Below are 20,731 nucleotides of genomic sequence, written 5' to 3'. Positions count from 1 at the left end.
CAGCGGGCATGATCGCCACTGCCAGGAGGTCCCCCATGAATCCCCTCGCCCGGCACGTCCTGCCGGTGCTGGTCGTGCTCGGGCTGGCCGCCGCCGGGTGTGGGGAGGCCGGGGCGCGGCGAGCCACGACCAGCGCCACGGCCTCGCCCGTCCCCACATCCGTACCGACCAGCGCCACGGTCTCGCCGCCCGGGCCCACCGCCTCGCCGGCCGGGTCCACCGGCGCGTCCCGCCCCCGCGACGGCCTGGTCGCCGGCCGCTATCAGCCGCTGTGGCCGTTCTCCGACCCGGACGAGGCGGCGGCGTGGCGGCGCGCGTACCTCAAGGACGGCCGCGGGTCGTGGCATCTCGACGCGCGCCGTACCGCGCTCGCCTTCGCCCGCGACTACCTCGGCTTCACCGAGATCGACCGGGTCGCCAAGACCGTCGAACAGGGCGCCCACGCGCGGGTGCACGTCGGCTACCGCGGAGAGGAGGGCCCGCGACCGCTGGTCGCGGCCGTCGTACACCTGGTCAGGTACGGCTCGGGCGGGGACGCGCCGTGGGAGGTGGTCGGCACGGACGACACCACGCTCTCGCTCACCAGGCCCGGGTACGGCGCCGCCGTGCGATCCCCGCTGACGGTGGGAGGGCGGATCTCGGGCGTGGACGAGAGCATCAGGGTCCAGGTGCGGCAGCCGGGCTCGCCCGCGCCGGTGGGGGAGACGTGCTGCATGAGCGCCGGCGGGAGCGACTCGCCGTGGTCGGCCCAGGTCTCCTTCGCGGCGGCGCCGGGGCGGACGCTGACCATCGTGGCCTCCACCGGCGGCCACCTGGCGGCCGTCGAACGCTTCGCGGTGACGGGCGTGAGTCTCGCGATGTCCTGAGCGCCCGGGCTCGGTAAAGGTCGCCGCGTACTAGCGGGGAGGTCGCCGGTTGATCGGTTAGCCTCGGCATCGGGGAGCAGGTGCGGACGTGCCGCCCGCCGCCGGGGGCCGAGGACCGCTACGCAACGAGGTGCTCATGAGCGAACTGGAAAACGCCTCGACGGAGAGCGGGTCGCTGGCCGAGCTGGCCAGGAAGCACGGGCTGCGCCCCGCCATCGCGCGGCCGATGCTCTCCGTGTACACGCGCCGGCTGTGGGAGCGACGGCATTTCATCCTGACGTACGCGACCTCGCGCAACGTCTCCAAGTACTCGGGTTCGGCCCTGGGGCAGCTGTGGCAGATCCTCACCCCGTTGCTGAACGCGGCCATCTACTACGTGATGTTCGGTCTCATCCTGGGCGGCAGCAAGAACGTCCACAACTACCCGGCGTTCCTGCTCACCGGGATGTTCGTCTTCACGTACACGCAGCGGACCGTCACCGCGGGCGCCAAGTCGATCTCCGGGAACCTGTCGCTGATCCGCGCCCTGCACTTCCCGCGGGCGTCGCTGCCGCTGGCGTACACGATCCAGGAGCTGCAGCAACTCGTCATCTCGATGGGAGTGCTGCTGCTGATCGTGACGCTCACCGGGGAGCTGCCCACGTGGTTCTGGCTGATGATGCCGATCGTGCTGCTGCTGCAGACGTCGTTCAACATCGGGGCCGGGCTCGTGCTCGCCAGGATGGGCGCATCGATGCGCGACCTGAGCCAGCTGCTGCCGTTCATCATGCGTACGTGGCTGTACGCGTCCGGGGTGTTCTTCGCCATCCACGACAAGGTCGTCAACAGCGCCGGCCTGCCGGAATGGGTGGCCACGGTGATGTACCTGAACCCGGCGGCCTCCTACATCGAATGGATGCGCGACATCCTCATCGGGAGCCACGAGCCGCCGCGGACGGTGTGGGTGTCGTGCGTGTTCTGGGCGGTGTTCGCGCTGATCTTCGGGTTCTGGTACTTCTGGCGGGCCGAGGACCGTTACGGGCGGGGATGACGGGCTGGGCCCGGTGGGTTGGAGCAGGGAAACGAACGTCCCCGTTTCCCTCGAGGAGATCCCATGAGCGCGCCCATCGAAGACCGCCCCGTTCGCCAGCTCCGGCTGGTGGTGGAGGCCGAGGATTACGAGGCAGCGGTCGCCTTCTACCGCGACGTGCTGGGCCTGCCCGAGCAGGCCGCCTTCTCCAGCGGGGACGGCGCGCGGGTGGCGATCCTGGACGCCGGGCGGGCGACGCTGGAGATCGCGAACCCTGCCCAGAAGAAGATGATCGACGAGGTCGAGGTGGGCCGTCAGGTGGCGCCGAAGATCCGGGTGGCGTTCGAGGTGGACGACGCCCGCGGCACCACCGAGCGCCTGGTGTCGGCGGGTGCGTCGGAGGTGGCGCCGCCCACCGTCACACCCTGGGAGTCGCTCAACTCGCGGCTGGACGCGCCCGCGGGCCTGCACATCACGGTGTTCCAGGAACTGCGCACCCTCGAGGAACGCCAGGAGCTCGACGGCTTCGGCACGGACACGCACCGGCTCCCGGACTCATGATCCGCGCCCGGCGCGCCTGCCGGTGGGCCACGGGGAGGAGAGCCCGCGGGGCGCCCGCGGCGACTGCGGCGGCTCCAGCACCGCCCGGCCGAACAGGGCGCCCCGCGCCCGCACCCCGTCCATCAAGCGGGCGAACACGTCCATCCCTCTCACCATAGACGCTGAGAAATGCGCGCGACCGGCACAGGCATGGCCCGTGAGCTCGGCGGGCCGTTGACCTGGCGCATGACTGATTATGCGATTTCGGTATCGCGCGCCTGGGATCTCGTCAGGGGGTGAGGAGGCGGGCGCGTTCGGCGAGGAACTCCTGCTCGGCCGCGTTGTCGCTGAGCGCCAGCGCCGCCCGGTACGCCTCCACCGCCTCCGCGTCCCGCCCCAGCCGGTGCAGCAGGTCGGCCTTGGTGGCGGGCAGGTAGCGGTAACCAGCCAGGCGGCCCTCGCGTTCGAGCGCCTCCACCTCGGCCAGCGCCGCCTCCGGGCCGTCCACCATGGACAGCGCGACCGCCCGGTTGAGCGCGACCACGGGCGAGGGCCACACCCGCAGCAGCGCCCCGTAGAGCGTGAGGATCTGTGGCCAGTCCGTCTCCTCGTAGGCGGCCGCCTGGGCGTGGACGGCGGCGATGGCCGCCTGCAGCGTGAACCGCCCCGGCGGGCCCGCCGTCAGCGACGCCACGAGGAGCCGGTCGGCCTCGGCGATCAGCTCCCGGTCCCAGGCCGAACGATCCTGCTCCTCCAGCCGGAGCAGGCGGCCGTGCCCGTCGGTACGGGTGGTGCGCCGGGCCTGGTGCACCAGCAGCAGCGCGAGCAGCCCGGCCGCCTCCCGTGCGGCGGGCAGGAGCAGGTGGAGCATACGCGCCAGGTCGAGCGCCCGCTCCGCCAGGTCGTCGCGTACGAGATCCTGCCCGGAGTGGGCGGTGTGGCCGGTCGAGTAGAGCAGGTGGATGACGGTCAGCACCGCGTCCAGCCGCCCCGGCAGGTCCGCCACTGACGGCACCCGGTACGGGATCCGCGCGGCGGCGATCTTCTTCTTGGCCCTGGTGAGCCGGGCGGCCATGGTCGCCTCGGCCACCAGGAACGCCCGCGCGATGTCCGCCGTCGCGACCCCGCACACCAGCCGCAGCGTGAGGGCGACGTGTGCCTCGGGGGCGAGCGCGGGATGGCAGCAGGTGAAGATCAATCGCAGCCGGTCGTCGGGGATGGCGTGGAGTTCGGGCATGGGGGCGTCCTCCGGCTCCAGCAGCAGCGGCAGCTTCCGCTGCAGCGTCTTGCGCCGCTCCAGCGCGTTGAGCGCGTTGCGCCGCGCGGCCGTGGTCAGCCACGCCCCGGGCCGCCGGGGCACGCCGTCGCGCGGCCAGGTACGCAACGCCTGGACGTAGGCGTCCTGCACCGCCTCCTCGGCCGTGTCCAGGTCGCGCGTCACGCGTACCGTCGTGGCGAGCACGAACGCCCACTCCCGGCGGTGCGCCTCGGCCACGGCCTCCTCGACCGCGCCGCTCAGCGCTTCTCCACGTGCTGGGCGTTCTCCTCAAGGAGCTGGAAGTCGACCAGCGGCCTGACCTCGACGCCGCCGCGTACGATCGGGGTGAGCTTGGCGATCTCCAGGGCGTGGTCGAGATCCCGCGCCTCCACCACGAAGACCCCCGCCAGCACCTCTTTCGTCTCGATGAACGGCCCGTCCGTCACCAGGTCGCCGCGTACGGAGGTGGCCGTCTCCGGCTGCTCGAGCGCCATCCCGGCGACGATCCGGCCGCCCAGCCCGGCCACCTGCCCCGGCATCCCCAGGTGCGCCCGCATGACCTCCTCGGGCAGGTCCTCCGGGGGGACCTGCTCGTACAACAGCACCGCGTACTGCGCCATCACTCCACCACCCTGTACTCAACCGTCCTTCCATGACACCGACAATCGGGAACGACGGGAATCGACAGACCCGCGCTAGGACTGGCGTGGGCGCCGCCACCGTTCGCCGGCCAGCGACCAGGCGGCCTCCCAGTCACGGTAGCGTCCCCGATCGAGCATCCGGCGCAACCCCGCGAACGCCGGCAGCACGACCACCGCCGCCACGGCAACGAGCAGCAGCGCCGTCACCACGGCCGTGACCCGGAGATCCGTGAGGCTCGGCGGCGCGGGGACGCGCCGGCCGCGGGTATCGACCCAGATCCACACCTTCGCACCCGCCTTGGCCAGGGACGGAGCCGGCACATGGCCGGCGCGCTCCGGCCCGGAAGGCGCCGTCCACCGCGCGGGTGTCAGCTCACCCCGGGAGACCTCCCCGAATGACAGGCGCGTGACCGGCGCGTCCGCCAGCAACGTCGCCTCCACCCTCCGGCGCCCGTTTCGGCGCCCGCACGCTGCGCGCCCTCGTACGCCTGCCGCCCCGCCACGACCGCCGGCCACACGCTGAGCAGGATGAAGAGCATCGCCACCGCCAGCGCGGCGCTCTCCAGGCGGTCGGAGCGCCGCCGCAGCGGATTGCCGTCCGGCCGGTGCCTGCGCACCCACCGCTTCACGGACTCGGTCACGTGGTTCATCATGCACCCGGCGGTTCAGTCTCCGCGGCGGTGCACGCCATCGAGCCGGGAGAGTTCGTCCTCCGAGAGACGCAGCGCCCCGGCCGCCACGTTGTCGACCAGGTGGCCGGGGTTGCCGGTGCCGGGGATGGCCAGCACGTGGGGCCCGCGCTGCAACGTCCATGCCAGCCGTACCTGCGCCCCTGTCACGCCGTGCGCGCGGGCCACGGCGAGCACCTCCTCGCTGTCCGTGCCGCTCGCGCCGGCCTCGCGGCCCTCCCCGGCGATCGCGAAGTACGGCACGAACGCGATGCCCTGCTCGCCGCACGCCGTGAGGAATTCGTCGTCCTCGGGCCGGGAGTCCACGCCGTACTGGTTCTGGACGCACACGACCGGGGCGATGGACCGGGCCTCGGCGAGGTGCTGCGGCGTGGCGTTGGACACGCCGAGATGGCGGATCAGCCCGGCCTCGCGCAGCTCGGCCAGCACCCCGAAGTGCTCGGCGATCGAGGGGGTGGTCCTGCGCGTGCGGATGCGGAGGTTCACCACGTCCAGGTGGTCGCGGCCGAGCTGGCGCAGGTTCTCCTCCACCTGGCCGCGCAGCTGCCCGGGCGTGGCCCACCACCACTCGCCCGACGGATCGCGGCCGGGGCCGACCTTGGTGGTGATGACCAGATCATCGGGGTACGGGGCCAGCGCCCGGTTGATCAGCTCGTTGGCCGAGCGCAGGGGCGAGAAGTAGAAGGCGGCGGTGTCGATGTGGTTGACGCCGAGCTCGATCGCGCGACGGAGTACGCCGATGACGCGGTCGCGGTCGCTGGGTGTGCCGTCCGCGTTGGCCGTGAGCCGCATCGCGCCGTACCCGATCCGGTTCACGGTGAGGTCGCCGAGCCGCCAGGTCCCCGACGCCGCCGCGCTGATGGTCTCCAAGGTCATGGTCGTGGAGTGTGCCACACACCCCCACCGCCTCGGAACGGACGAAGTCGCCGCTTCTCCTGGCCCCGAAGAGGGAGGCGGCGCGGTCAGCGGGGGGTGGGACGGGCGCGGACGTGCATGCGCTCTCCCTGCGGCCCGAACAGCGCCAGGACCTCCACCGGCTCCTGCCCGGGGTTGGTGGTCGCGTGCGGCGTCCTCGTGTCGAACTCCGCCACCTCCCCCTGCGTGAGCACCACATCATGCTCCCCGAGGCGCAGCCTCAGCCGCCCCGACAGGATGTACAACCACTCGTAACCCTCGTGGACCTGCTGCTCGGGCTCGTACCCAGGCCAGTGCGGCGGGTAGATCTGCTTGTACGCCTGCATTCCGCCGGGCCGGCGGCTCAGCGGGATGAAGGTCGTGCCGAAGCGTTTGAACGGGCGCATATGCACGCGGGGGTCGCCGGTCACGGGTGCGTCGATCAGCTCGTCGAGCTGCACCTGATGGGCCTGGGCCAGCAGGAGGAGCAGCTCCAGGGTCGGTTTGCGCTGACCGGACTCCAGGCGGGACAGCGTGCTGACGGAGATGCCGGTGCTGCTGGACAGCTGCGCGAGTGTCGCCCCGCGCTCCTGGCGCAGCGCACGGAGCCGCGGGCCCACGGAGTGGAGCACGTCGTCGAGGTCCATGCGCTCACTTTGCCATTTCGGCAACGTAGTTTGTCAAATCCTCGGCCGATCGCGGACAGTGGCGCAGACGGAACGTTTGAGAGGAGACGCGCGATGGACGCGAAGTACGACGTGGTGGTCGTCGGCGGCGGGGCCGCCGGTCTGAGCGGGGCGCTCACGTTGGGCCGGGCGCGGCGCAAGGTGCTGGTCATCGACGCGGGGCGGCCGCGTAACGCCCCCGCCGAGGGTGTGCACACGTACCTGACGCGCGAGGGCGTCTCGCCGCTGGAGCTGCTGGCCGCCGGCCGCGAGGAGGTGATCGGGTACGGCGGGGAGATCGTGACGGGCGTCGTCGAGACCGCCGAGCGCCTGGACGGCGGGGGCTTCCGCGTCGTGCTCGACGACGGGTCCGCGGTCGAGACGGACCGGCTGCTGGTGACCACCGGCCTGGTGGACGAGCTGCCGGACGTGCCCGGCCTGGCCGGGCGGTGGGGGCGGGACGTGCTGCACTGCCCGTACTGCCACGGCTGGGAGGTGCGTGACCAGGTCATCGGGGTCCTCGGCACGGGTCCGCTCTCCGTTCACCAGGCGCTGCTGTGGCGGCAGTGGAGCGAGGACGTGACCTTCTTCCTGCACACCGCCCCCGAGCCCGACGCGGAACAGCGCGAGCAGCTCGCCGCCAGGGGCGTCACCGTGGTGGAGGGGAAGGTGACGGGCCTGGAGGTGACCGGCGACCGGCTCGCCGGAGTGCGGCTCGCGGACGGCCGGGTGGTTCCGTGCCAGGCCCTCGCCACTGCCAGCCGTCTGACCGCCCGCGCGGGTCTGCTCGCCGGGCTGGGGCTGGAGGCGGAGGAGCAGGAGATGTCCGGCTACGCGATCGGCACCCGCGTGCCCGCCGACCCGTCGGGCGCCACGAGCGTGCCGGGGGTGTGGGTGGCCGGGAACGTGACCAACCTGACCGAGCAGGTCATCGGCGCCGCGGCGGCGGGCGTACGGGCGGCGGCGGCGATCAACGCCGACCTGATCGCCGAGGAGACCCGCCGCGCCGTCGCCGCCCGGGCCTGGGCCCACGGCTCCCACGAGTCGTACGACTCCGACGCGGCGTTCTGGAACGCTCGTTACGCGCAGAGCGCGCAGATATGGAGCGGGAACCCCAACGCCATGCTGGTCCGCGAGGCGACGGACCTCGAGCCTGGCGCGGCGCTGGACCTCGGGTGCGGCGAGGGCGCCGACGCGATCTGGCTCGCCGGGAAGGGGTGGCGCGTCACCGCGGTCGACATCTCCGACGTGGCGCTCGAACGCGCCGCCGAGCACGCCGGAAGCGCGGGGGTCGCCGACCGCATCGACTGGCAGCGGCACGACCTCGCCGCGTCCTTCCCCGAGGGCGTGTTCGACCTTGTCTCCGCCTGCTTCCTGCACTCTCCCCGCGACCTGCCTCGCGACGAGATCCTGCGCGCCGCCGCGTCGGCCGTCGCGCCCGGCGGCGTGCTGCTGGTGGTCGGGCACGCGGGATGGCCGTCCTGGGAGCACACGCCGCCCTTCGACGCGCACTTCCCCACGCCGCGTGAGGTCCTCGAGACTCTCGAGCTGCCGGAGGGGGAGTGGGAGGTGCAGCTCAGCGAGGAGTACGAGCGCACCCAGAACGGCCCGGACGGCAGGCCCGGCACCCGCACGGACAACGTGCTCAAGATCAGGCGGCTGCCCGGCGAACCTCGCTGAGCAGGCGTGCCGCCCCGGCCACCATCAGGACGTACTGCCCGACCGGGTGTGGGGTGTCTGGCTGCGGTAGGAATGGCCGAGTTCGGGGCCGAGGCCGAAGTAGTGGCGGAAGTTGTAGATCAGCGGGCTCCACGCCCCGGGATCCACGTGGTGCGTGCCGGGCACGACGATGCGCGGGTCCGCGTGGACCCGCCCGACGACGGCCTCGGCGATGACGAACGAGCCCGAGACGTCATGCCCCACCCGTTCCGCCCGCGCCTCGAACTGGATCGGGCACTCGGCCACGCGCGGCGGCCGTACCGTCTCCGACGGCTCGGGTCGCAGCCCGGCCGCGCCGAACTTGTCGGGCTCGTGACGGCAGCCCGCGGGCTTGCTCGCCGGCACCGGATGGCGCCCCGTGAGAGGCGCCAAGCGTTCGACCGCCGTCCACTGGTGGGGAGCGGGCAGGTTGATCACCACCTCGGGGCGGCTCATGAGGTTGCGCGCGGTCTGCCCCTCGGCGCCCAGCCCGAGCACGATCACGTTGCCCAGCGCCCACGCGGAGGACATCGGGGCGAGGTTGAAGGTGCCGTCGGGGTTCTCCGTGGAGAGCAGGACGACCGGCGTCCCGAAGTACAGGATGCTCGGCTCGATGGTCACATGGGTGGCAGCTGTCGCGAGGTTCATGCCACGGAGCCTAGGAACGGGACGTTCAAGCCGGGACCTAAACGTCCCTGCGGATCTACTTTGTAAAGGCGCCGGGCAGAGCGCGATAGGCCGTTCCCTTGCCGGAGAGCCGCGCCGACGGAACCGACGCCGGGATGAACGCGGACTCGCCGGGCCGCAGCGTCAGGTCGCCGAGGTGGGTCTCGCCGTCGATGCAGACGACGATCTGGGGGACGCCCCCGGGCACCGAATGGGGCGACTCCAGGTCGTAGCGGGTCAGGGCGAACTCGGGGGCCGGCGGCCGGTAGTGGTGCTCGCCCCGTGCGTCCTCCTCCGGCCGCACCAGGTGCGGCTCCGAGGGCGTGAAGTCCACGACGCGCAGGAGCTCCGGTACGTCGATGTGCTTGGTGGTGAGCCCGCAGCGCAGCACGTTGTCGGAGTTGGCCATGATCTCGACGCCGATGCCGCCGAGGTAGGCGTGGGGGACCCCGGCGCCGAGGTAGAGGGCCTGGCCGGGGAGGAGGTTGACGTGGTGGAGCAGGAGGGCGGCGGTGACGCCGGGGTCGCCGGGGCAGGCGCGGGCGATGTCGCCGTAGACGGCCAGGTCGGGGTCGTCGTCAAGGGCGAGCAGGGCCTGCTCGACCTGGGCGCGGAGCGGCCGGTTGGAGTCGTCGAGCATCTGGGCGAACACCTCCCGCAGGCCGCCCGCTCTGAGCAGGTCGGTCCAGGGGTGCAGGTCCGGCAGGGCCAGGCGGTCGAGGAGGCCGGCGGTGGCGGCGGGGTCGCGGAAGCCGCACAGGCCGTGGAAGGGGGTGATCGCGCAGACCATCTCGGGTTTGTGCGAGGCGTCCTTGTACGTGCGGGCCGGGTCGTCGATGGGGATGCCGCGCGCGTTCTCGTCGGCGAACCCGGCCTCGGCCTGCGCGGTGGTGGGGTGGACCTGGAGGGAGAGCGGGCGTTCGATGGCCAGGACCTTGAGCAGGTAGGGGAGGGCGGGGCCGAAGCGGGCGGCGGTGGGCTCGCCGAGGATGGCGGTGGGGTCGTGGGCGATGAGCTCGTTGAGCGGGGTGCCGGCGACGGTGGAGGGGTCGCCGGGGTGGGCGCCCATCCAGAGCTCGGCCTGCGGCCGGCCGGTGGGCTCGGTGCCGAACAGGTGGGGGAGGGCCGTGACCGAGCCCCAGTCGTAGGGGCGGATGGCGGTGGTCAGGCGCATGGGCGCGGTGGCCGGCGGGAAGTCGGGCTGTGGCACGGCGGAGGCTCCAATCGTCGTCATGGAGCGTAGAACGGGACGGGTTGATGTGCGTAGTCGGGGGCACGTTGCGTCGTGCTATACATGGGTATAGTCTGCTTGCTGTATGAACAGTCGGCTATACAGGGGAACAGGATGACGACCGTACCGGACCCGGAGGACCTCACGGCGCGTGCGCGGATCAGGGACGCGGCGATGCGGCATATCGGTGAGTACGGCTTCGAGCGGGCGACGATCCGCGGGATCGCCGAGACCGCGGGAGTGTCCCTGGGGCTGGTGCGCCACCACTTCGGCTCGAAGCAGGCGCTGCGCGAGGCGTGCGACGAGCACCTGATGAAGACCATCCGCAGGCTGCACGAGGAGGCCGCGCGCGACCCGCGGGGCGGCCTGAACCCGGTCGCGGTGATGGGGCCCTTCCAGCCCTACCTGGCGCGGGCGCTGACGGAGGGCTGGGCGGCGCCGCTGTTCGACGAGATGGTCGACATCGGTGAGCGGTGGATCACGGAGGCCGACAAGAGCCGCCCCGAACCGCCTGACGCCGACGCGCGGTCCCGTTCGACGATGATCGCCGCGATGGCGCTGGCGCCCACGGTTCTCCGGCAGCACGTCGAGCGCGGCCTGGGCGTCGATCTGACCAGCCCGGAGGGGCAGGTCAAGGTCATGCGGGTGGTGCTGGACATCTACTCCCACCCCCTGCTCAGCCTCGAAGAGGCCGCCGAGGCCAGGAAGGCCCTCGATCGGGGCCAGACGACATGAAGGAGCATCACCATGCCTGACGCCATCGTCGTGAAGGGGTTAGTGAAGACGTTCGGGCCGGCCAGGGCGCTGGACGGCCTCGATCTCACCGTGCGCACCGGCGAGGTGCACGGGTTCCTGGGGCCGAACGGGGCGGGGAAGAGCACGACGATCCGGATCCTGCTGGGCATGGTGCGGGCCGACGCGGGCACCGCCCGGCTCCTGGGTGGCGATCCGTGGTCGGAGGCGACCGAGCTGCACCGGCGGCTGGCGTATGTGCCGGGCGACGTGACCTTGTGGCCGAACCTGTCGGGCGGCGAGGCGATCGACCTGCTCGGGCGGTTGCGCGGCGGGCTGAACGAGCGGCGCAAGGCGGACCTGCTGGAGCGGTTCGACCTGGACCCGCGCAAGAAGGCGCGCACGTACTCCAAGGGCAACCGGCAGAAGGTGGCCCTCGTGGCCGCGCTCGCCTCCGACGTGGAGCTGCTGATCCTGGACGAGCCCACCTCCGGTCTGGACCCGTTGATGGAGGAGGTGTTCCGGGAGTGCGTCAGGGAGGAGCAGCGTACGGTGCTGCTGTCGAGCCACGTCCTGGCCGAGGTGGAGGCGCTGTGCGACCGGCTGACGATCATCCGTGACGGCCGAGCGGTCGAGACGGGCACGCTGGCGGAGCTGCGGCACCTGACGCGCACGTCGATCGAGGCGGAGCTGGCGGGGCCGGCGGACGGGCTGGCCGAGCTGCCGGGGGTGCACGACCTCAGTGCCGGTGACGGGCGGGTGCGGTTCACGGTGGACGGCGCGGCGCTGGACCAGGCGTTGCGGCGGCTCACGGAGGCGGGCGTGCGCAGCCTGGTCAGCCGGCCGCCGACGCTGGAGGAGCTGTTCCTGCGCCACTACGAGACCGCGCGCTGACCGGCATCAGCGTTGAAGGCCCCGGTCAGCGGGCGCGAGGGCCGAGCCGGGCGGGCATGGTGCGGGTGCCGTTGCCCAGCAGCGTGTTCAGCGGAGCCAGCTCCTCGGGCCGCGCGGCCGGTGTGATCCGGGGGAACGCCTCGAACAGCGCGGTCAGCGCGATCTCCGCCTCCAGCCTGGCCAGCGGCGCGCCGAGGCAGAAGTGCGGCCCGTGCCCGAACGACAGGTGGCTGCTCGGCGGCTTGCTCACGTCGAAGACGTGGGCGTGCTCGCCGTAGTGGCTCGGGTCGCGTCCCGCGGAGGCGAAGCAGGCCAGTATGGGCTCGCCGGTCCGCAGGTGCACGCCGTCGATCTCGATGTCGCGTACGGCGTAGCGCATGGGGAAGTAGGCGATCGGCGAGTCCCAGCGCAGCGTCTCCTCCACCGCCGCGCTGTAGGGGCACCGGCCCGAACGCAGCAGGCCGAGCTGGTCCGGCCGGTTGATGAGGGCGCCGATGGCGTTCGTGATGAGGTTGACGGTCGTCACGTGCCCGGCGATGAACAGCAGCTCGATCGTGGCGAGGAGTTCGTCGGCGGACAGGCGGGCGCCGTCCTTGTCGTGCAGCCTGAACAGGTCGGTGATGAGGTCCTCGCCCGGCGTGTCCCGGCGCTCCTCGATGATCTGGTCGAGCAGTTCGTGCAGGGTCCCGCGCACGCCGGGCGTGTCGTCGGGGCCGTCGGCCACCTGGACCACGGCGTCGGAGAGCTCGTGCAGCCGGTCCTGGTGCGCGGCCGGGATGCCGATCAGCTCGGAGATGACCTCGCGGGGGAGCGGGTAGGCGAACTCCTTGCGCAGGTCCACCGGCTGGTCGGGCGGCATCGCCGCGAGCCGGTCGATGAGCCTGCCGGTGATCGTCTCGATCTTGGGGCGCAGCCGCCGCAGCCGGCGCGCCGTGAACGCGCCGGCGACCGAGGCGCGCAGCCGCCGGTGGAGCTCTCCCTCGGCGTTGAGCATGGAGGTGTCGGTGACGATGCGGTCGATGGCCGTGCCGCGCGGGGATCGGTCGCGGGCGGCCCAGTGGCGGATCTCCCTGGACAGGTTCGGGTGGGTCAGGACGGTCAGCAGTGTGGCGTAGCGGGTGGCGGCCCAGGCGGGGACGCCCTCGGCCGTCACGGGCACGAGTGGCCCGGCCTCGCGCAGCCGCTCGTTGTCGGCGTGCACGCTCGGGGTGGCCGGGTCGAGCACGAATCGAGGCTGCCCGGCCCCGGCGTGTGGGGCCTGCGCGTCTGGGGCCTGCGTGTCCAGAGTGCTGTCGTGGGTCATGAGTCGTCCCATCCGTCTGTCATGGCCGTCCGGTCCGTCGCGGGCCCATCGCCAGCGCGGTCACGTCGAAACCGGGGTCCTGGTTGAGGTACAGGTCGCGGACCAGCTCTCCGGCGGCGGGCGCGTTGCACAGGCCGTGCCCGGAGAAGCCGGTCGCGTACAGAAAGGCCGGCGGTCCCGGCCGGTGGCCGATGAAGGCCGTCTTGTCGGGGCTGGCGTCGCGCAGGCCGGTGACGGCCGGGCGCAGGGTGAGCCCGGCCAGGCTCGGGTACGTGGCCGCGAGCTGTTCGGCGACCTCCCGCCGCCATGCCTCCCGGTCGCGTCCCGGGTAGCCCATGCCGATCAGCAGCCGGTCGTCGCGCATCCGTACGAGCAGGCCGCTGGCGGCGTGCAGGGTGACCGGGATGTCCGGCGTGCCGCGCGGCAGCGGGTCGGTGGTGAGCAGCTCCTGCTCGATCGGCTCGGTGAGCGGAAGGTCGACACCCGCGCTCCGGACGAGCGAGGCCGACCAGGCGCCGGCGGCGCACACGATGGCGTCGGCGCCGATCTCGCCGCAGGTGGTGCCCACGCGCCCGGCCTGGGCGTCGATGGCGGTGACCGGGCAGCCGGTACGCAGTCTCGCGCCGGCCTGCTCGGCCGCTCGCGCGTAGGCGGTGACGATGGCCGTGGTGTCGGAGATGTAGGCCTGCGGCGAGTACGCGGCGGCGCGCAGCGGGAAGCCCCCGATGAGCGGGTTGCGTTCCCTGGCCTCCTCCGCGCTGATCAGGCCGACGTCGACCCCGGCGGCGCGCTGGGCGGGCAGGTCGGCCTCGAACGCCTCCACCTGCTCCGGCTCGGTGAACAGCACCAGGTAGCCGACCTGCCGCAGCGGCAGATCGATCCCGGGCCTGCTCGGGAAGGCGTGGTAGGCGTCCAGGCTGCGGACGGCGAGCGCCGAGCTGACCGGGTTGCCGGCGAAGTAGGAGCGGACCACGTCGGCGGTGGCGCGCGAGGCGCCCGAGCCGAGCGTGCCCTGCTCCAGGAGCGTGGTGTCGATTCCCGCCTCGGCCAGGTGGAACGCGATCGACAAGCCGATCACGCCGCCACCGATGACCACCACCCGGTGCCCGCTCATACCGGTGTGCTCTCTGCTACCGGTGGGCTCCCTGCGCGGCGCAGGTGCTCGCCGGCCTGCCACGGGAACAGGTGCAGGTTCCAGCCACCCAGGCAGTTGCAGTAGAGCGCCATCTGGGCCATGACGGAGATGAAGTCCTCATGGCTGTCGAGGCGTTCCAGCCCGTCCAGCAGCCGCTGGGTGAAGTCCCACAGAGTGCTCAGGCCGCAGTAGCCGAGGAATTCGGCGGGCGTGTGGGCCAGCTGGCGGGTCATCTGGCGCAGCCACGGCATCGGCATGCCGTCGAGCGCGGCGCGTACGAGGCCGCCGTAGCAGCTGTAGCCGAGCGGCCGGGTCTCGCCGTTGACGAACAGCAGCGTGGTCAGGACCGTCTCGTAGCTGCCCGCACCCGACGGGATGCGGCCGGCGTGCAGGTCGAGCAGCTCGCGCGGTGGATCCAGCCAGATGCGCTCGGTCTCGGCGTGCACGTCCTTGACGAGCTCGTTGAGCTTCGGGTCGCCGATGGGCAGCCGGGGGAGCCGGTGGCCGCCGGGTTCGCCCACGCGGCGCACCTCGGCGATGACGGGCTGCTTGGTGGTGTAGACGGACTGCCAGACGTCGCGGCCGGCCTGGATCAGGGCGTCGAGGTCTTCCTGGACGACCTGGCCGATCGGGGCGGCGGTCATGGGCTCGGTCAGCTCGCCGTACTTGATGCCGAGATGCTGCAGCCGCGAGCAGAAGACGGTGCCGTCGGGCACGGCGCGCCGGTCCACGCGGTGTTCGGGCTGCGTGTGCAGCAGCGAATGGACGGGAGCGACGTGGTACAGGTGATAGCCCGCGACGAGGGCATGTCCCTGCAGGCTGCGGTACGGCAGCGCGTCCCACAGACGCTGGGCCAGGGTGCGGTTGCGCTGGTCGAGTTCGACGGTCACGGTGATGCCGATGCTGGGCCACGTGATTTCCACGCGCTTCGATTCGTTCACAAAGAGTCACTATATCGTCACGATTTGTGGTGATAGAGGTGGGGGTGGTTCTCGTTCGCGGCCGAGATCATGCACCCCGTGCCGTCGGTGTCGACGAACGCGGTGATGTCGCGCGACATGTGGCCGAGCGGGCGGAAGCTGCGCAGGTAGGTGTAGGCGCCGTCCACCGTGTCCGAGACCGCCACGGCCGCCCGCGCCTCGCCGTAGTCGCGGCCGTTCTCCTTGTGCATCCACATGACGAACTGGCCGGTCGAGGCGTTGTAGACGACCTTCGGACGCTCGATGTTGGCGACCTGCAGCTCGGCGGCGCTGGACTGGGTGAGCACGTGGTTGCGGAACTCCCAGGTGCGCAGGTCGGCCGAGCGGTAGGCGGAGACGTACCTGAAGGTGCCGTCGGCGTTGCGGTTCTCCCCGAACCAGTAGTAGTACGAGCCGACCTTGATCACGCCGCCGCCGTGGGCGTGCAGCAGGTTGCCCGACGTGTCGGTGAACTGGGCGCCGACCGGTACAGCCACGGACAGGGCCCGCGCCGCGGCGGCAGGCTGGAGCGCGAATGCCAGGCACAGCCCGGCCAGGAGAGTCAGCACACGGGACATGGCCGCCTCACCATAAGACCGGCCGGGCGGGAGCGCCACGGCCGCGCCCGCCGAGGCGGCATCCACGCACGTCGGCCGCTGAAACTTTCAGCGCCCCCCGGGTCAGCGCGCGGACAGCCAGGCCAGGGCGGCGGTGGTCAGCGCCTCGACGCCCATCGGCAGGGTGGGAAGGATCTGGGGGGCGAAGAACGGCGAGTGGTTGCCCGGCACGTCCTCCCGCAGGCGGCCCTCCCGCTCGGCGCGGGCGTACAGGTCGGGGTCGGCACCGCCCAGGCCCCAGAAGACGGATGGCACGCCCGCCGTGGCGCCGAACAGGCCGAAGTCCTCGCTGCCCATCAACGGCGCCATGTCCGGCACCCGCTCGGAGCCGAACCGGCCGTCGAACGCCTCACGCACCTTCGCGGTGGCGCCGTCGTCGTTGACGGTCAGCGGGAACGCGTTGAGCGTGCGGAACTCCGGCGGGCGTGGCGCGCCCGACGCGGCCGCCTCGGCGTTGACGACGCGCTCCACCGCGGCCAGCAGGGAGCGGCGCACCTCAGGGCTGAACGAGCGCAGGTTGATCGTGATGGACGCCTCGTCGGGGATGATGTTCTCCTTGTGGCCCGCGTGGATCTGGGCCACCGTCAGCACCGCCCGCTCGAACGGCGACACCTCCCGCGAGACGACCGTCTGCAGCCTCATGACGGTCGAGGCGGCCAGGACCACCGGGTCGACGGTCCGCTCCGGCTGCGAGCCGTGCCCGCCCCTGCCGTACAGGCGGATCTCCACGCTGTCGGCGGCGGCCAGGACCTCGCCGGGGCTGAGGAGCACCGTGCCCGCCGGGGCGGGGAAGACGTGCTGGCCGAGCACCACGTCGGGCGTGCCGGTCCGGTCGAACAGCCCGTCGTCCACCATGGCCTGCGCCCCGGCCGCGATCTCCTCCGCCGGCTGGAACAGCGCCACGAGCGTGCCCCGCCACTGGTCCTTGCCGGCCGCCAGCAGCCGGGCGGCGCCGCTCAGGCACGTCACGTGCACGTCGTGGCCGCAGGCGTGCATGACCGGCACCCCGTCGGGTGAGGTGGCGGTGCTCGCGTACGGCAGGCCCGTCGCCTCCAGCACCGGCAGCGCGTCCATGTCGGCCCGCAGCGCGACGGTCGGGCCGTCGCCGTTGCGCAGCACGCCCGCCACGCCCGTGCCGCCGATGCCCGTGCTCACCTCGAACCCGGCCGCTCGGAGCCGGTCGGCCGCGATGCCCGCGGTGCGCTCCTCCTTGAAGGAGAGCTCGGGGTGCCGGTGCAGGTCACGGTAGAGCTCGGCGAGGTCGTCGAGCGCCGGGCCGTCCAGCCCGGCCATGATCTTGTCGATGGGGTCCTGGTCGCTCATCGAAGAGTCCTTACAGCATGGAGACGCCGGGCTTTAACTCTGGGAAGGAAACGCGGCACTGGACGGGACATAATGCGAACACACACTCGATTCTCAACTGATCTTGGGCTAGAATGTGAACCGTGGCGCAGATCGTGAAGCGATCCTACAAATACCGCTTCTATCCGACCTCCGAGCAGGCAGAAGAGCTTGCCCGGACGTTCGGCGGCGTCCGCCTCGTCTACAACAAAGCCCTGGAAGAGCGCACCCGTGCCTACACCTTGGAAGGCAGGCGCGTCTCCTACGTGGAGTCGTCGGCGATGCTCACGGCTTGGAAGCGCAGTGGCGAGTACGATTTCCTGTTCGAGGTGTCGTCCGTGCCGTTGCAGCAGGCGCTCAGGCACCTGCAAGCCGCGTTCTCAAACTTTTTCACCAAACGCGCCAAGTATCCCACCTTCAAGTCCCGCAAGAAGTCGCGGGCCTCGGCAGAGTACACCCGCAGTGCTTTTCGCTGGCGTGACGGGCAACTGACGCTGGCGAAGATGAACGAGCCCCTGAACATCGTCTGGTCCCGGCCCATCCCTGAAGAAGCTGAGCCGTCCACGGTGACCGTGTCCAGGGACGCGGCCGGACGCTGGTTTGTGTCTCTGCTGGTGGAGGCGAAGATCGCGCCGCTGGGGCCGGCCGAGGCAAGGGTTGGCATCGACGCGGGGATCTGTGCGCTGGCTACGCTCTCCACAGGCGAAAAGATCGCCAACCCGAAGCACGAGCGAGCTGACCGCCGCAAGCTCGCCAAGGCCCAGCGCTCGCTGGCTCGTAAGGGGCAGGGCTCGGCGAACCGGGCCAAGGCTAAGCAGAAGGTGGCCCGCGTGTACGCGCGAATTGCCGACCGCCGCCGCGATCACTTGCACAAGGTCACGACACGGCTTGTTCGCGAGAACCAAGCGATCGCCGTGGAAGACCTCACCGTACGGAACATGGTCCGCAACCGCTCGCTGGCCCGCGCCATCTCGGATGCGTCCTGGCGCGAGTTGCGGAGCATGCTGGAGTACAAGGCCGCTTGGTACGGGCGGGAACTGGTGGTCGTTGATCGCTGGTTCCCCTCTTCCAAGCTGTGCTCGGCGTGCGGAGCCCTGCAAGAGACGCTGCCGCTGGGCGTCCGGGAATGGGTGTGTGCATGCGGCACGCATCACGACCGCGACGTGAACGCGGCGCAAAACATCCTCGCCGCCGGGCTGGCGGAGAGGTGAAACGCCTGTGGAGCTGGTGTAAGACCTCAAGGGGCGGAAGCCCGGCGGGCGACTGGCGGTGAAGCAGGAAACCTAGCCCGCGAGGGTTGGAATCCCCCGGCTTCAGCTGTGGGGAGGAGGTCAAGCTGGCATCCGTTCCACGCCGCCGCGCCGCCTCGCCGTACGCGTCAATTCTTGTGCGTGGCGGCGTCGCCCGGCTCCATGAACACCATCGGGACCTGGTTGTCCTCGACCACGCGGCCAAGCAGCCCGGCCAGCGCGGCGCGGTCGGCGGCCGCCAGGCCCGAGGGAAGGTCGTCGATCCGGCGGCAGGTCTCGGTGTAGAAGGCCTCGGCCAGCTCGCCGCCCTGCTCGGTGAGCGCCACCCGCACGGCGCGCCCGTCGCGCGGGTCCGGCTCGCGGCGCACCAGGCCGCGCCGGACGCTCCGGTCGACCAGCTCGGTGAGGCTTGACTTGGCCAGGTGCAGAATCCCGCCCAGCTCGCTCATCCCGTACGGCTGCGCCATCAGCACGCACAGGAGCTGCCCCTGCTGCGAGGTGATGCCGTACTCGCGCGCCGACTCGGCGTAGACGGCGCTCACCAGGAAGGAGGCGCGCACCAGCGCGGTGACGACGCCCATGTGCTCACCCGTTGCCTTGGCCATGCCGCCGACCCTCTGACCTCTATTGATTCGGAAAGCGAACTATCAGTTTAGCAAGGCTGGAGCGCGGGGAGGCGGCCCGCGAAGAAGGCGCCGGGAGTCACGCCCATCATGGCGCGGAACTCGGCCGTCATGTGGGACTGGTCGTAGTAGCCGGCCGTCGCCCAGCTGGAGGCACGGCCGCCCGCGAGCACCCTGCGGACGCGGGTGATGCGTTCGAAGCGCTTGGGCGGGACGCCGACGCCGTCGGAGAACAGGCCGCGCAGATGGCGCTCGCTGACGGCCAGCCGCCGCGCGATGGCGGGCACCGGCTCCCGTCCCCGGCCGGCAGGCCGGGTCAGGGCCTTGGCGGCGGTCCGCACCAGCTCGCTGCGTTCGAGGTCGGCGGGGCTCTGGGCGGCGATCCGGGCCAGCAGCGCCGACTCCAGATGCTTCAGCACGAGCTCCGCGTCGGTGCCCGACTCTGCCAGCCGGCGGACGAGGCCGTCCGAGTCCGGCCACACATCGCCGATGGCGGCCGTCCGGTCGACCAGCTCGCCCACCCCCAATCCGAGCAGCGGTCGCGCGGCACCCGGGCGAAGCCGAAGCTTGACGACGAAGGGGAGGTCCTTGCCGATGTGGTACGAGGCGCGCGTACGCGGCCCGACCACCAGCAGGTCGCAGCGTCCGTCCGGCGTCGTGCGCACGACCAGCGCGGTGCCGGCGTCGGGGACGTGCACCAGCCGATCGCCGGGCCCGTGGCCCGCCAGCACGGTGACCTCGCTGACCCAGGGCCGCAGCCTTTCGGACGGGATGCTCATGACCCCACGCTATCCGGCGCCCGGCGTCGTGCCGGAACTTCCTATAAGTGCCGGTAGGTGCGCTGACAGCATGCCAGGCATGATTCTTGTCACAGGTGCCACGGGCACCATCGGCGGTGAAGTGCTCCGGTTGTTGTCGGCTCGTGGTGAGCGGGTGCGGGCGATGACCCGGGAGCCGTCGCGAGTCCCCGCACTGCCCGGCGTCGAGGCCGTACGGGGCGACTTCGACGACCCCGCGTCCCTGGCGCAGGCGGCGGCGGGAGCCGGCACCCTGTTCCTGCTCAGCGCGCCCGGCCCGGAGATCATCCGCCACGACGAGGCGGCGCTCGCCGCCGCGCGCGCGGCAGGCATGCGAAAGGCCGTGAAGCTCTCGGCCATCGGCACCGGCGAGCACGTCAAGGTGGGGGACTGGCACCTGCCGGGGGAGCAGGCGCTCCGGGCGGGCGGGATGGAGTGGACGGTGCTGCGGCCCACCCGCTTCGCCTCCAACACCCTGTTCTGGACCCCCTTGATCCGGGCGGGTAAGCCGATCCCGAACATGACGGGCACCGGGGCGGAGGGCTACATCGACCCGCGCGACATCGCCGAGGTCGCCGTACGGGCCCTGACGTCCGGCGACCTGGCCGGGCTGGTGCTGACGTTGACCGGGCCCGAGCTGCTGAGCGTCCCGGACGTCGTCGGGCAGCTGGGCGAGGCGCTGGGACGTGAGCTGGAGACGGCGGACATCTCGCTGGACGCCTACCGGCAGCAGCTGCTCGCCGCCGGGCGTGACCCCGGGTTCGTCGACGTCGCGCTCAACGGGGCCGAGCTGGTCCTGCGGGGCGGCAACGCCCGGCTGACCGACGACGTGGAGAAGGCCCTCGGACGGCCGCCCCGCACGTTCCGGACATGGGCCGAGGACCACCGCGCGGCCTTCACCGGCTGACCGGCAGGCCCGCCGC

General features: G+C 71.8%; 23 protein-coding genes and 1 pseudogene. 8 read left to right on the top strand and 16 right to left on the bottom strand.

The genetic code is table 11. The features are described from left to right. The first annotated feature begins 35 nt into the window (after window positions 1-35). The 3 genes from ACQPWU_RS33580 (at window position 36) to ACQPWU_RS33570 (ending at window position 2,436) form a co-directional block, all read left to right on the top strand. Window positions 36-866 carry a hypothetical protein gene (locus ACQPWU_RS33580; RefSeq protein ID WP_433428906.1) on the top strand — a complete coding sequence of 277 codons (831 nt, stop codon included), beginning with the start codon at window positions 36-38 and terminating at the stop codon, window positions 864-866. A 136-nt stretch (window positions 867-1,002) separates the two neighbouring features. Then, window positions 1,003-1,896 carry an ABC transporter permease gene (locus tag ACQPWU_RS33575; RefSeq protein ID WP_433428903.1) on the top strand — a complete coding sequence of 298 codons (894 nt, stop codon included), beginning with the start codon at window positions 1,003-1,005 and terminating at the stop codon, window positions 1,894-1,896. 63 nt (window positions 1,897-1,959) lie between these two features. Then, window positions 1,960-2,436, top strand: coding sequence for a VOC family protein (locus tag ACQPWU_RS33570; RefSeq protein ID WP_433428901.1), 477 nt, complete (start codon window positions 1,960-1,962; stop codon window positions 2,434-2,436). On the opposite strand, the gene ACQPWU_RS33565 is transcribed toward ACQPWU_RS33570, so the two are convergent. The 7 genes from ACQPWU_RS33565 to ACQPWU_RS33535 all read right to left on the bottom strand — a co-directional run bounded on the left by ACQPWU_RS33565 (window position 2,431) and on the right by ACQPWU_RS33535 (window position 6,544). Beyond that, window positions 2,431-2,580, bottom strand: coding sequence for a hypothetical protein (locus tag ACQPWU_RS33565; protein WP_433428899.1), 150 nt, complete (start codon window positions 2,578-2,580; stop codon window positions 2,431-2,433). The genes ACQPWU_RS33570 and ACQPWU_RS33565 overlap by 6 nt on opposite strands. Window positions 2,581-2,704: 124 nt before the next feature. Next, window positions 2,705-3,910 (bottom strand): RNA polymerase sigma factor, encoded by a 1,206-nt coding sequence (locus ACQPWU_RS33560; protein ID WP_433428897.1) that lies wholly within the window; start codon window positions 3,908-3,910, stop codon window positions 2,705-2,707. Window positions 3,911-3,930: 20 nt separating this feature from the next. After that, the gene (locus ACQPWU_RS33555) at window positions 3,931-4,293 is read right to left on the bottom strand and encodes a YciI family protein (RefSeq protein WP_433428894.1); all 363 of its coding nucleotides are present in this window, start codon (window positions 4,291-4,293) and stop codon (window positions 3,931-3,933) included. 75 nt (window positions 4,294-4,368) lie between these two features. Further along, a complete protein-coding gene (locus tag ACQPWU_RS33550) occupies window positions 4,369-4,755 on the bottom strand; it encodes an Rv1733c family protein (protein WP_433428892.1) in 387 nt (128 codons plus the stop codon). Then, complete coding sequence (locus ACQPWU_RS33545; RefSeq protein ID WP_433428890.1) at window positions 4,683-4,955, bottom strand: hypothetical protein; 273 nt, start codon at window positions 4,953-4,955, stop codon at window positions 4,683-4,685. Before ACQPWU_RS33545 ends, ACQPWU_RS33550 begins: the two co-directional genes overlap by 73 nt. Before the next feature lie 24 nt (window positions 4,956-4,979). Further along, entirely contained in the window at window positions 4,980-5,879 is a 900-nt protein-coding gene (locus ACQPWU_RS33540; protein ID WP_433428888.1) for an oxidoreductase, read from the bottom strand. Window positions 5,880-5,965: 86 nt separating this feature from the next. Beyond that, window positions 5,966-6,544 (bottom strand): helix-turn-helix domain-containing protein, encoded by a 579-nt coding sequence (locus tag ACQPWU_RS33535; protein ID WP_433428885.1) that lies wholly within the window; start codon window positions 6,542-6,544, stop codon window positions 5,966-5,968. A 93-nt stretch (window positions 6,545-6,637) separates the two neighbouring features. On the opposite strand from ACQPWU_RS33535, the gene ACQPWU_RS33530 reads away from it, so the two are divergent. Further along, window positions 6,638-8,242, top strand: a complete 1,605-nt coding sequence (locus ACQPWU_RS33530) for an FAD-dependent oxidoreductase (RefSeq protein ID WP_433428883.1) — start codon at window positions 6,638-6,640, stop codon at window positions 8,240-8,242. A gap of 24 nt (window positions 8,243-8,266) precedes the next feature. On the opposite strand, the gene ACQPWU_RS33525 is transcribed toward ACQPWU_RS33530, so the two are convergent. Together ACQPWU_RS33525 and manA are read right to left on the bottom strand one after the other, a co-directional pair. Then, entirely contained in the window at window positions 8,267-8,908 is a 642-nt protein-coding gene (locus ACQPWU_RS33525) for a flavin reductase family protein (RefSeq protein ID WP_433428882.1), read from the bottom strand. Between the two features lie 55 nt (window positions 8,909-8,963). Beyond that, entirely contained in the window at window positions 8,964-10,160 is a 1,197-nt protein-coding gene (manA, locus tag ACQPWU_RS33520; RefSeq protein WP_433428880.1) for a mannose-6-phosphate isomerase, class I, read from the bottom strand. A 111-nt stretch (window positions 10,161-10,271) separates the two neighbouring features. Here manA and ACQPWU_RS33515 point away from each other — a divergent pair, with 111 nt between their 5' ends. Together ACQPWU_RS33515 and ACQPWU_RS33510 are read left to right on the top strand one after the other, a co-directional pair. After that, window positions 10,272-10,892: a TetR/AcrR family transcriptional regulator gene (locus ACQPWU_RS33515; protein WP_433428877.1), complete on the top strand. Its 621-nt coding sequence runs from the start codon at window positions 10,272-10,274 to the stop codon at window positions 10,890-10,892. 12 nt (window positions 10,893-10,904) lie between these two features. Beyond that, the gene (locus ACQPWU_RS33510; RefSeq protein ID WP_433428875.1) at window positions 10,905-11,783 is read left to right on the top strand and encodes an ABC transporter ATP-binding protein; all 879 of its coding nucleotides are present in this window, start codon (window positions 10,905-10,907) and stop codon (window positions 11,781-11,783) included. Between the two features lie 25 nt (window positions 11,784-11,808). Here the strand turns inward: ACQPWU_RS33510 and ACQPWU_RS33505 are convergent, their stop codons facing one another. The 5 genes from ACQPWU_RS33505 to ACQPWU_RS33485 form a co-directional block, all read right to left on the bottom strand. Beyond that, complete coding sequence (locus ACQPWU_RS33505) at window positions 11,809-13,086, bottom strand: cytochrome P450 family protein (RefSeq protein WP_433428873.1); 1,278 nt, start codon at window positions 13,084-13,086, stop codon at window positions 11,809-11,811. A gap of 19 nt (window positions 13,087-13,105) precedes the next feature. Then, entirely contained in the window at window positions 13,106-14,200 is a 1,095-nt protein-coding gene (locus ACQPWU_RS33500; RefSeq protein WP_433428872.1) for an NAD(P)/FAD-dependent oxidoreductase, read from the bottom strand. Further along, window positions 14,197-15,162 (bottom strand): hypothetical protein, encoded by a 966-nt coding sequence (locus ACQPWU_RS33495; RefSeq protein WP_433428871.1) that lies wholly within the window; start codon window positions 15,160-15,162, stop codon window positions 14,197-14,199. Before ACQPWU_RS33495 ends, ACQPWU_RS33500 begins: the two co-directional genes overlap by 4 nt. Before the next feature lie 17 nt (window positions 15,163-15,179). Then, window positions 15,180-15,758, bottom strand: coding sequence for a hypothetical protein (locus ACQPWU_RS33490; protein ID WP_433428869.1), 579 nt, complete (start codon window positions 15,756-15,758; stop codon window positions 15,180-15,182). Between the two features lie 102 nt (window positions 15,759-15,860). Further along, a complete protein-coding gene (locus tag ACQPWU_RS33485) occupies window positions 15,861-17,120 on the bottom strand; it encodes an amidohydrolase (RefSeq protein WP_433428868.1) in 1,260 nt (419 codons plus the stop codon). Between the two features lie 122 nt (window positions 17,121-17,242). Here ACQPWU_RS33485 and ACQPWU_RS33480 point away from each other — a divergent pair. Then, window positions 17,243-18,425: pseudogene (locus ACQPWU_RS33480) on the top strand (RNA-guided endonuclease InsQ/TnpB family protein). Between the two features lie 91 nt (window positions 18,426-18,516). On the opposite strand, the gene ACQPWU_RS33475 reads toward ACQPWU_RS33480, so the two are convergent. After that, window positions 18,517-18,993 carry a MarR family winged helix-turn-helix transcriptional regulator gene (locus ACQPWU_RS33475; RefSeq protein WP_433428866.1) on the bottom strand — a complete coding sequence of 159 codons (477 nt, stop codon included), beginning with the start codon at window positions 18,991-18,993 and terminating at the stop codon, window positions 18,517-18,519. 47 nt (window positions 18,994-19,040) lie between these two features. After that, on the bottom strand, window positions 19,041-19,790 hold the full coding sequence (locus tag ACQPWU_RS33470) for a helix-turn-helix domain-containing protein (protein WP_433428864.1): 750 nt from the start codon (window positions 19,788-19,790) through the stop codon (window positions 19,041-19,043). Between the two features lie 79 nt (window positions 19,791-19,869). Between ACQPWU_RS33470 and ACQPWU_RS33465 the strand changes: the two genes are divergently transcribed. Further along, window positions 19,870-20,715 (top strand): NAD(P)H-binding protein, encoded by an 846-nt coding sequence (locus tag ACQPWU_RS33465; protein ID WP_433428861.1) that lies wholly within the window; start codon window positions 19,870-19,872, stop codon window positions 20,713-20,715. The last annotated feature ends 16 nt before the right edge of the window (window positions 20,716-20,731 follow it).

The organism is Nonomuraea sp. CA-141351 (assembly GCF_050944675.1).
GTDB lineage: Bacteria > Actinomycetota > Actinomycetes > Streptosporangiales > Streptosporangiaceae > Nonomuraea.
Note: the sequence above shows the minus strand (reverse complement) of the source record. Positions and strands in the feature narration are given on the sequence as shown.

Coding starts and splice junctions, on each gene's coding strand:
- ACQPWU_RS33580 (WP_433428906.1), top strand. CDS start 36: ATGAATCCCCTCGCCCGGCACGTCCTGCCGGTGCTGGTCGTGCTCGGG.
- ACQPWU_RS33575 (WP_433428903.1), top strand. CDS start 1,003: ATGAGCGAACTGGAAAACGCCTCGACGGAGAGCGGGTCGCTGGCCGAG.
- ACQPWU_RS33570 (WP_433428901.1), top strand. CDS start 1,960: ATGAGCGCGCCCATCGAAGACCGCCCCGTTCGCCAGCTCCGGCTGGTG.
- ACQPWU_RS33565 (WP_433428899.1), bottom strand. CDS start 2,580: ATGGACGTGTTCGCCCGCTTGATGGACGGGGTGCGGGCGCGGGGCGCC.
- ACQPWU_RS33555 (WP_433428894.1), bottom strand. CDS start 4,293: ATGGCGCAGTACGCGGTGCTGTTGTACGAGCAGGTCCCCCCGGAGGAC.
- ACQPWU_RS33540 (WP_433428888.1), bottom strand. CDS start 5,879: ATGACCTTGGAGACCATCAGCGCGGCGGCGTCGGGGACCTGGCGGCTC.
- ACQPWU_RS33535 (WP_433428885.1), bottom strand. CDS start 6,544: ATGGACCTCGACGACGTGCTCCACTCCGTGGGCCCGCGGCTCCGTGCG.
- ACQPWU_RS33530 (WP_433428883.1), top strand. CDS start 6,638: ATGGACGCGAAGTACGACGTGGTGGTCGTCGGCGGCGGGGCCGCCGGT.
- ACQPWU_RS33525 (WP_433428882.1), bottom strand. CDS start 8,908: ATGAACCTCGCGACAGCTGCCACCCATGTGACCATCGAGCCGAGCATC.
- manA (WP_433428880.1), bottom strand. CDS start 10,160: ATGACGACGATTGGAGCCTCCGCCGTGCCACAGCCCGACTTCCCGCCG.
- ACQPWU_RS33515 (WP_433428877.1), top strand. CDS start 10,272: ATGACGACCGTACCGGACCCGGAGGACCTCACGGCGCGTGCGCGGATC.
- ACQPWU_RS33510 (WP_433428875.1), top strand. CDS start 10,905: ATGCCTGACGCCATCGTCGTGAAGGGGTTAGTGAAGACGTTCGGGCCG.
- ACQPWU_RS33505 (WP_433428873.1), bottom strand. CDS start 13,086: ATGACCCACGACAGCACTCTGGACACGCAGGCCCCAGACGCGCAGGCC.
- ACQPWU_RS33500 (WP_433428872.1), bottom strand. CDS start 14,200: ATGAGCGGGCACCGGGTGGTGGTCATCGGTGGCGGCGTGATCGGCTTG.
- ACQPWU_RS33490 (WP_433428869.1), bottom strand. CDS start 15,758: ATGTCCCGTGTGCTGACTCTCCTGGCCGGGCTGTGCCTGGCATTCGCG.
- ACQPWU_RS33485 (WP_433428868.1), bottom strand. CDS start 17,120: ATGAGCGACCAGGACCCCATCGACAAGATCATGGCCGGGCTGGACGGC.
- ACQPWU_RS33475 (WP_433428866.1), bottom strand. CDS start 18,993: ATGGCCAAGGCAACGGGTGAGCACATGGGCGTCGTCACCGCGCTGGTG.
- ACQPWU_RS33470 (WP_433428864.1), bottom strand. CDS start 19,790: ATGAGCATCCCGTCCGAAAGGCTGCGGCCCTGGGTCAGCGAGGTCACC.
- ACQPWU_RS33465 (WP_433428861.1), top strand. CDS start 19,870: ATGATTCTTGTCACAGGTGCCACGGGCACCATCGGCGGTGAAGTGCTC.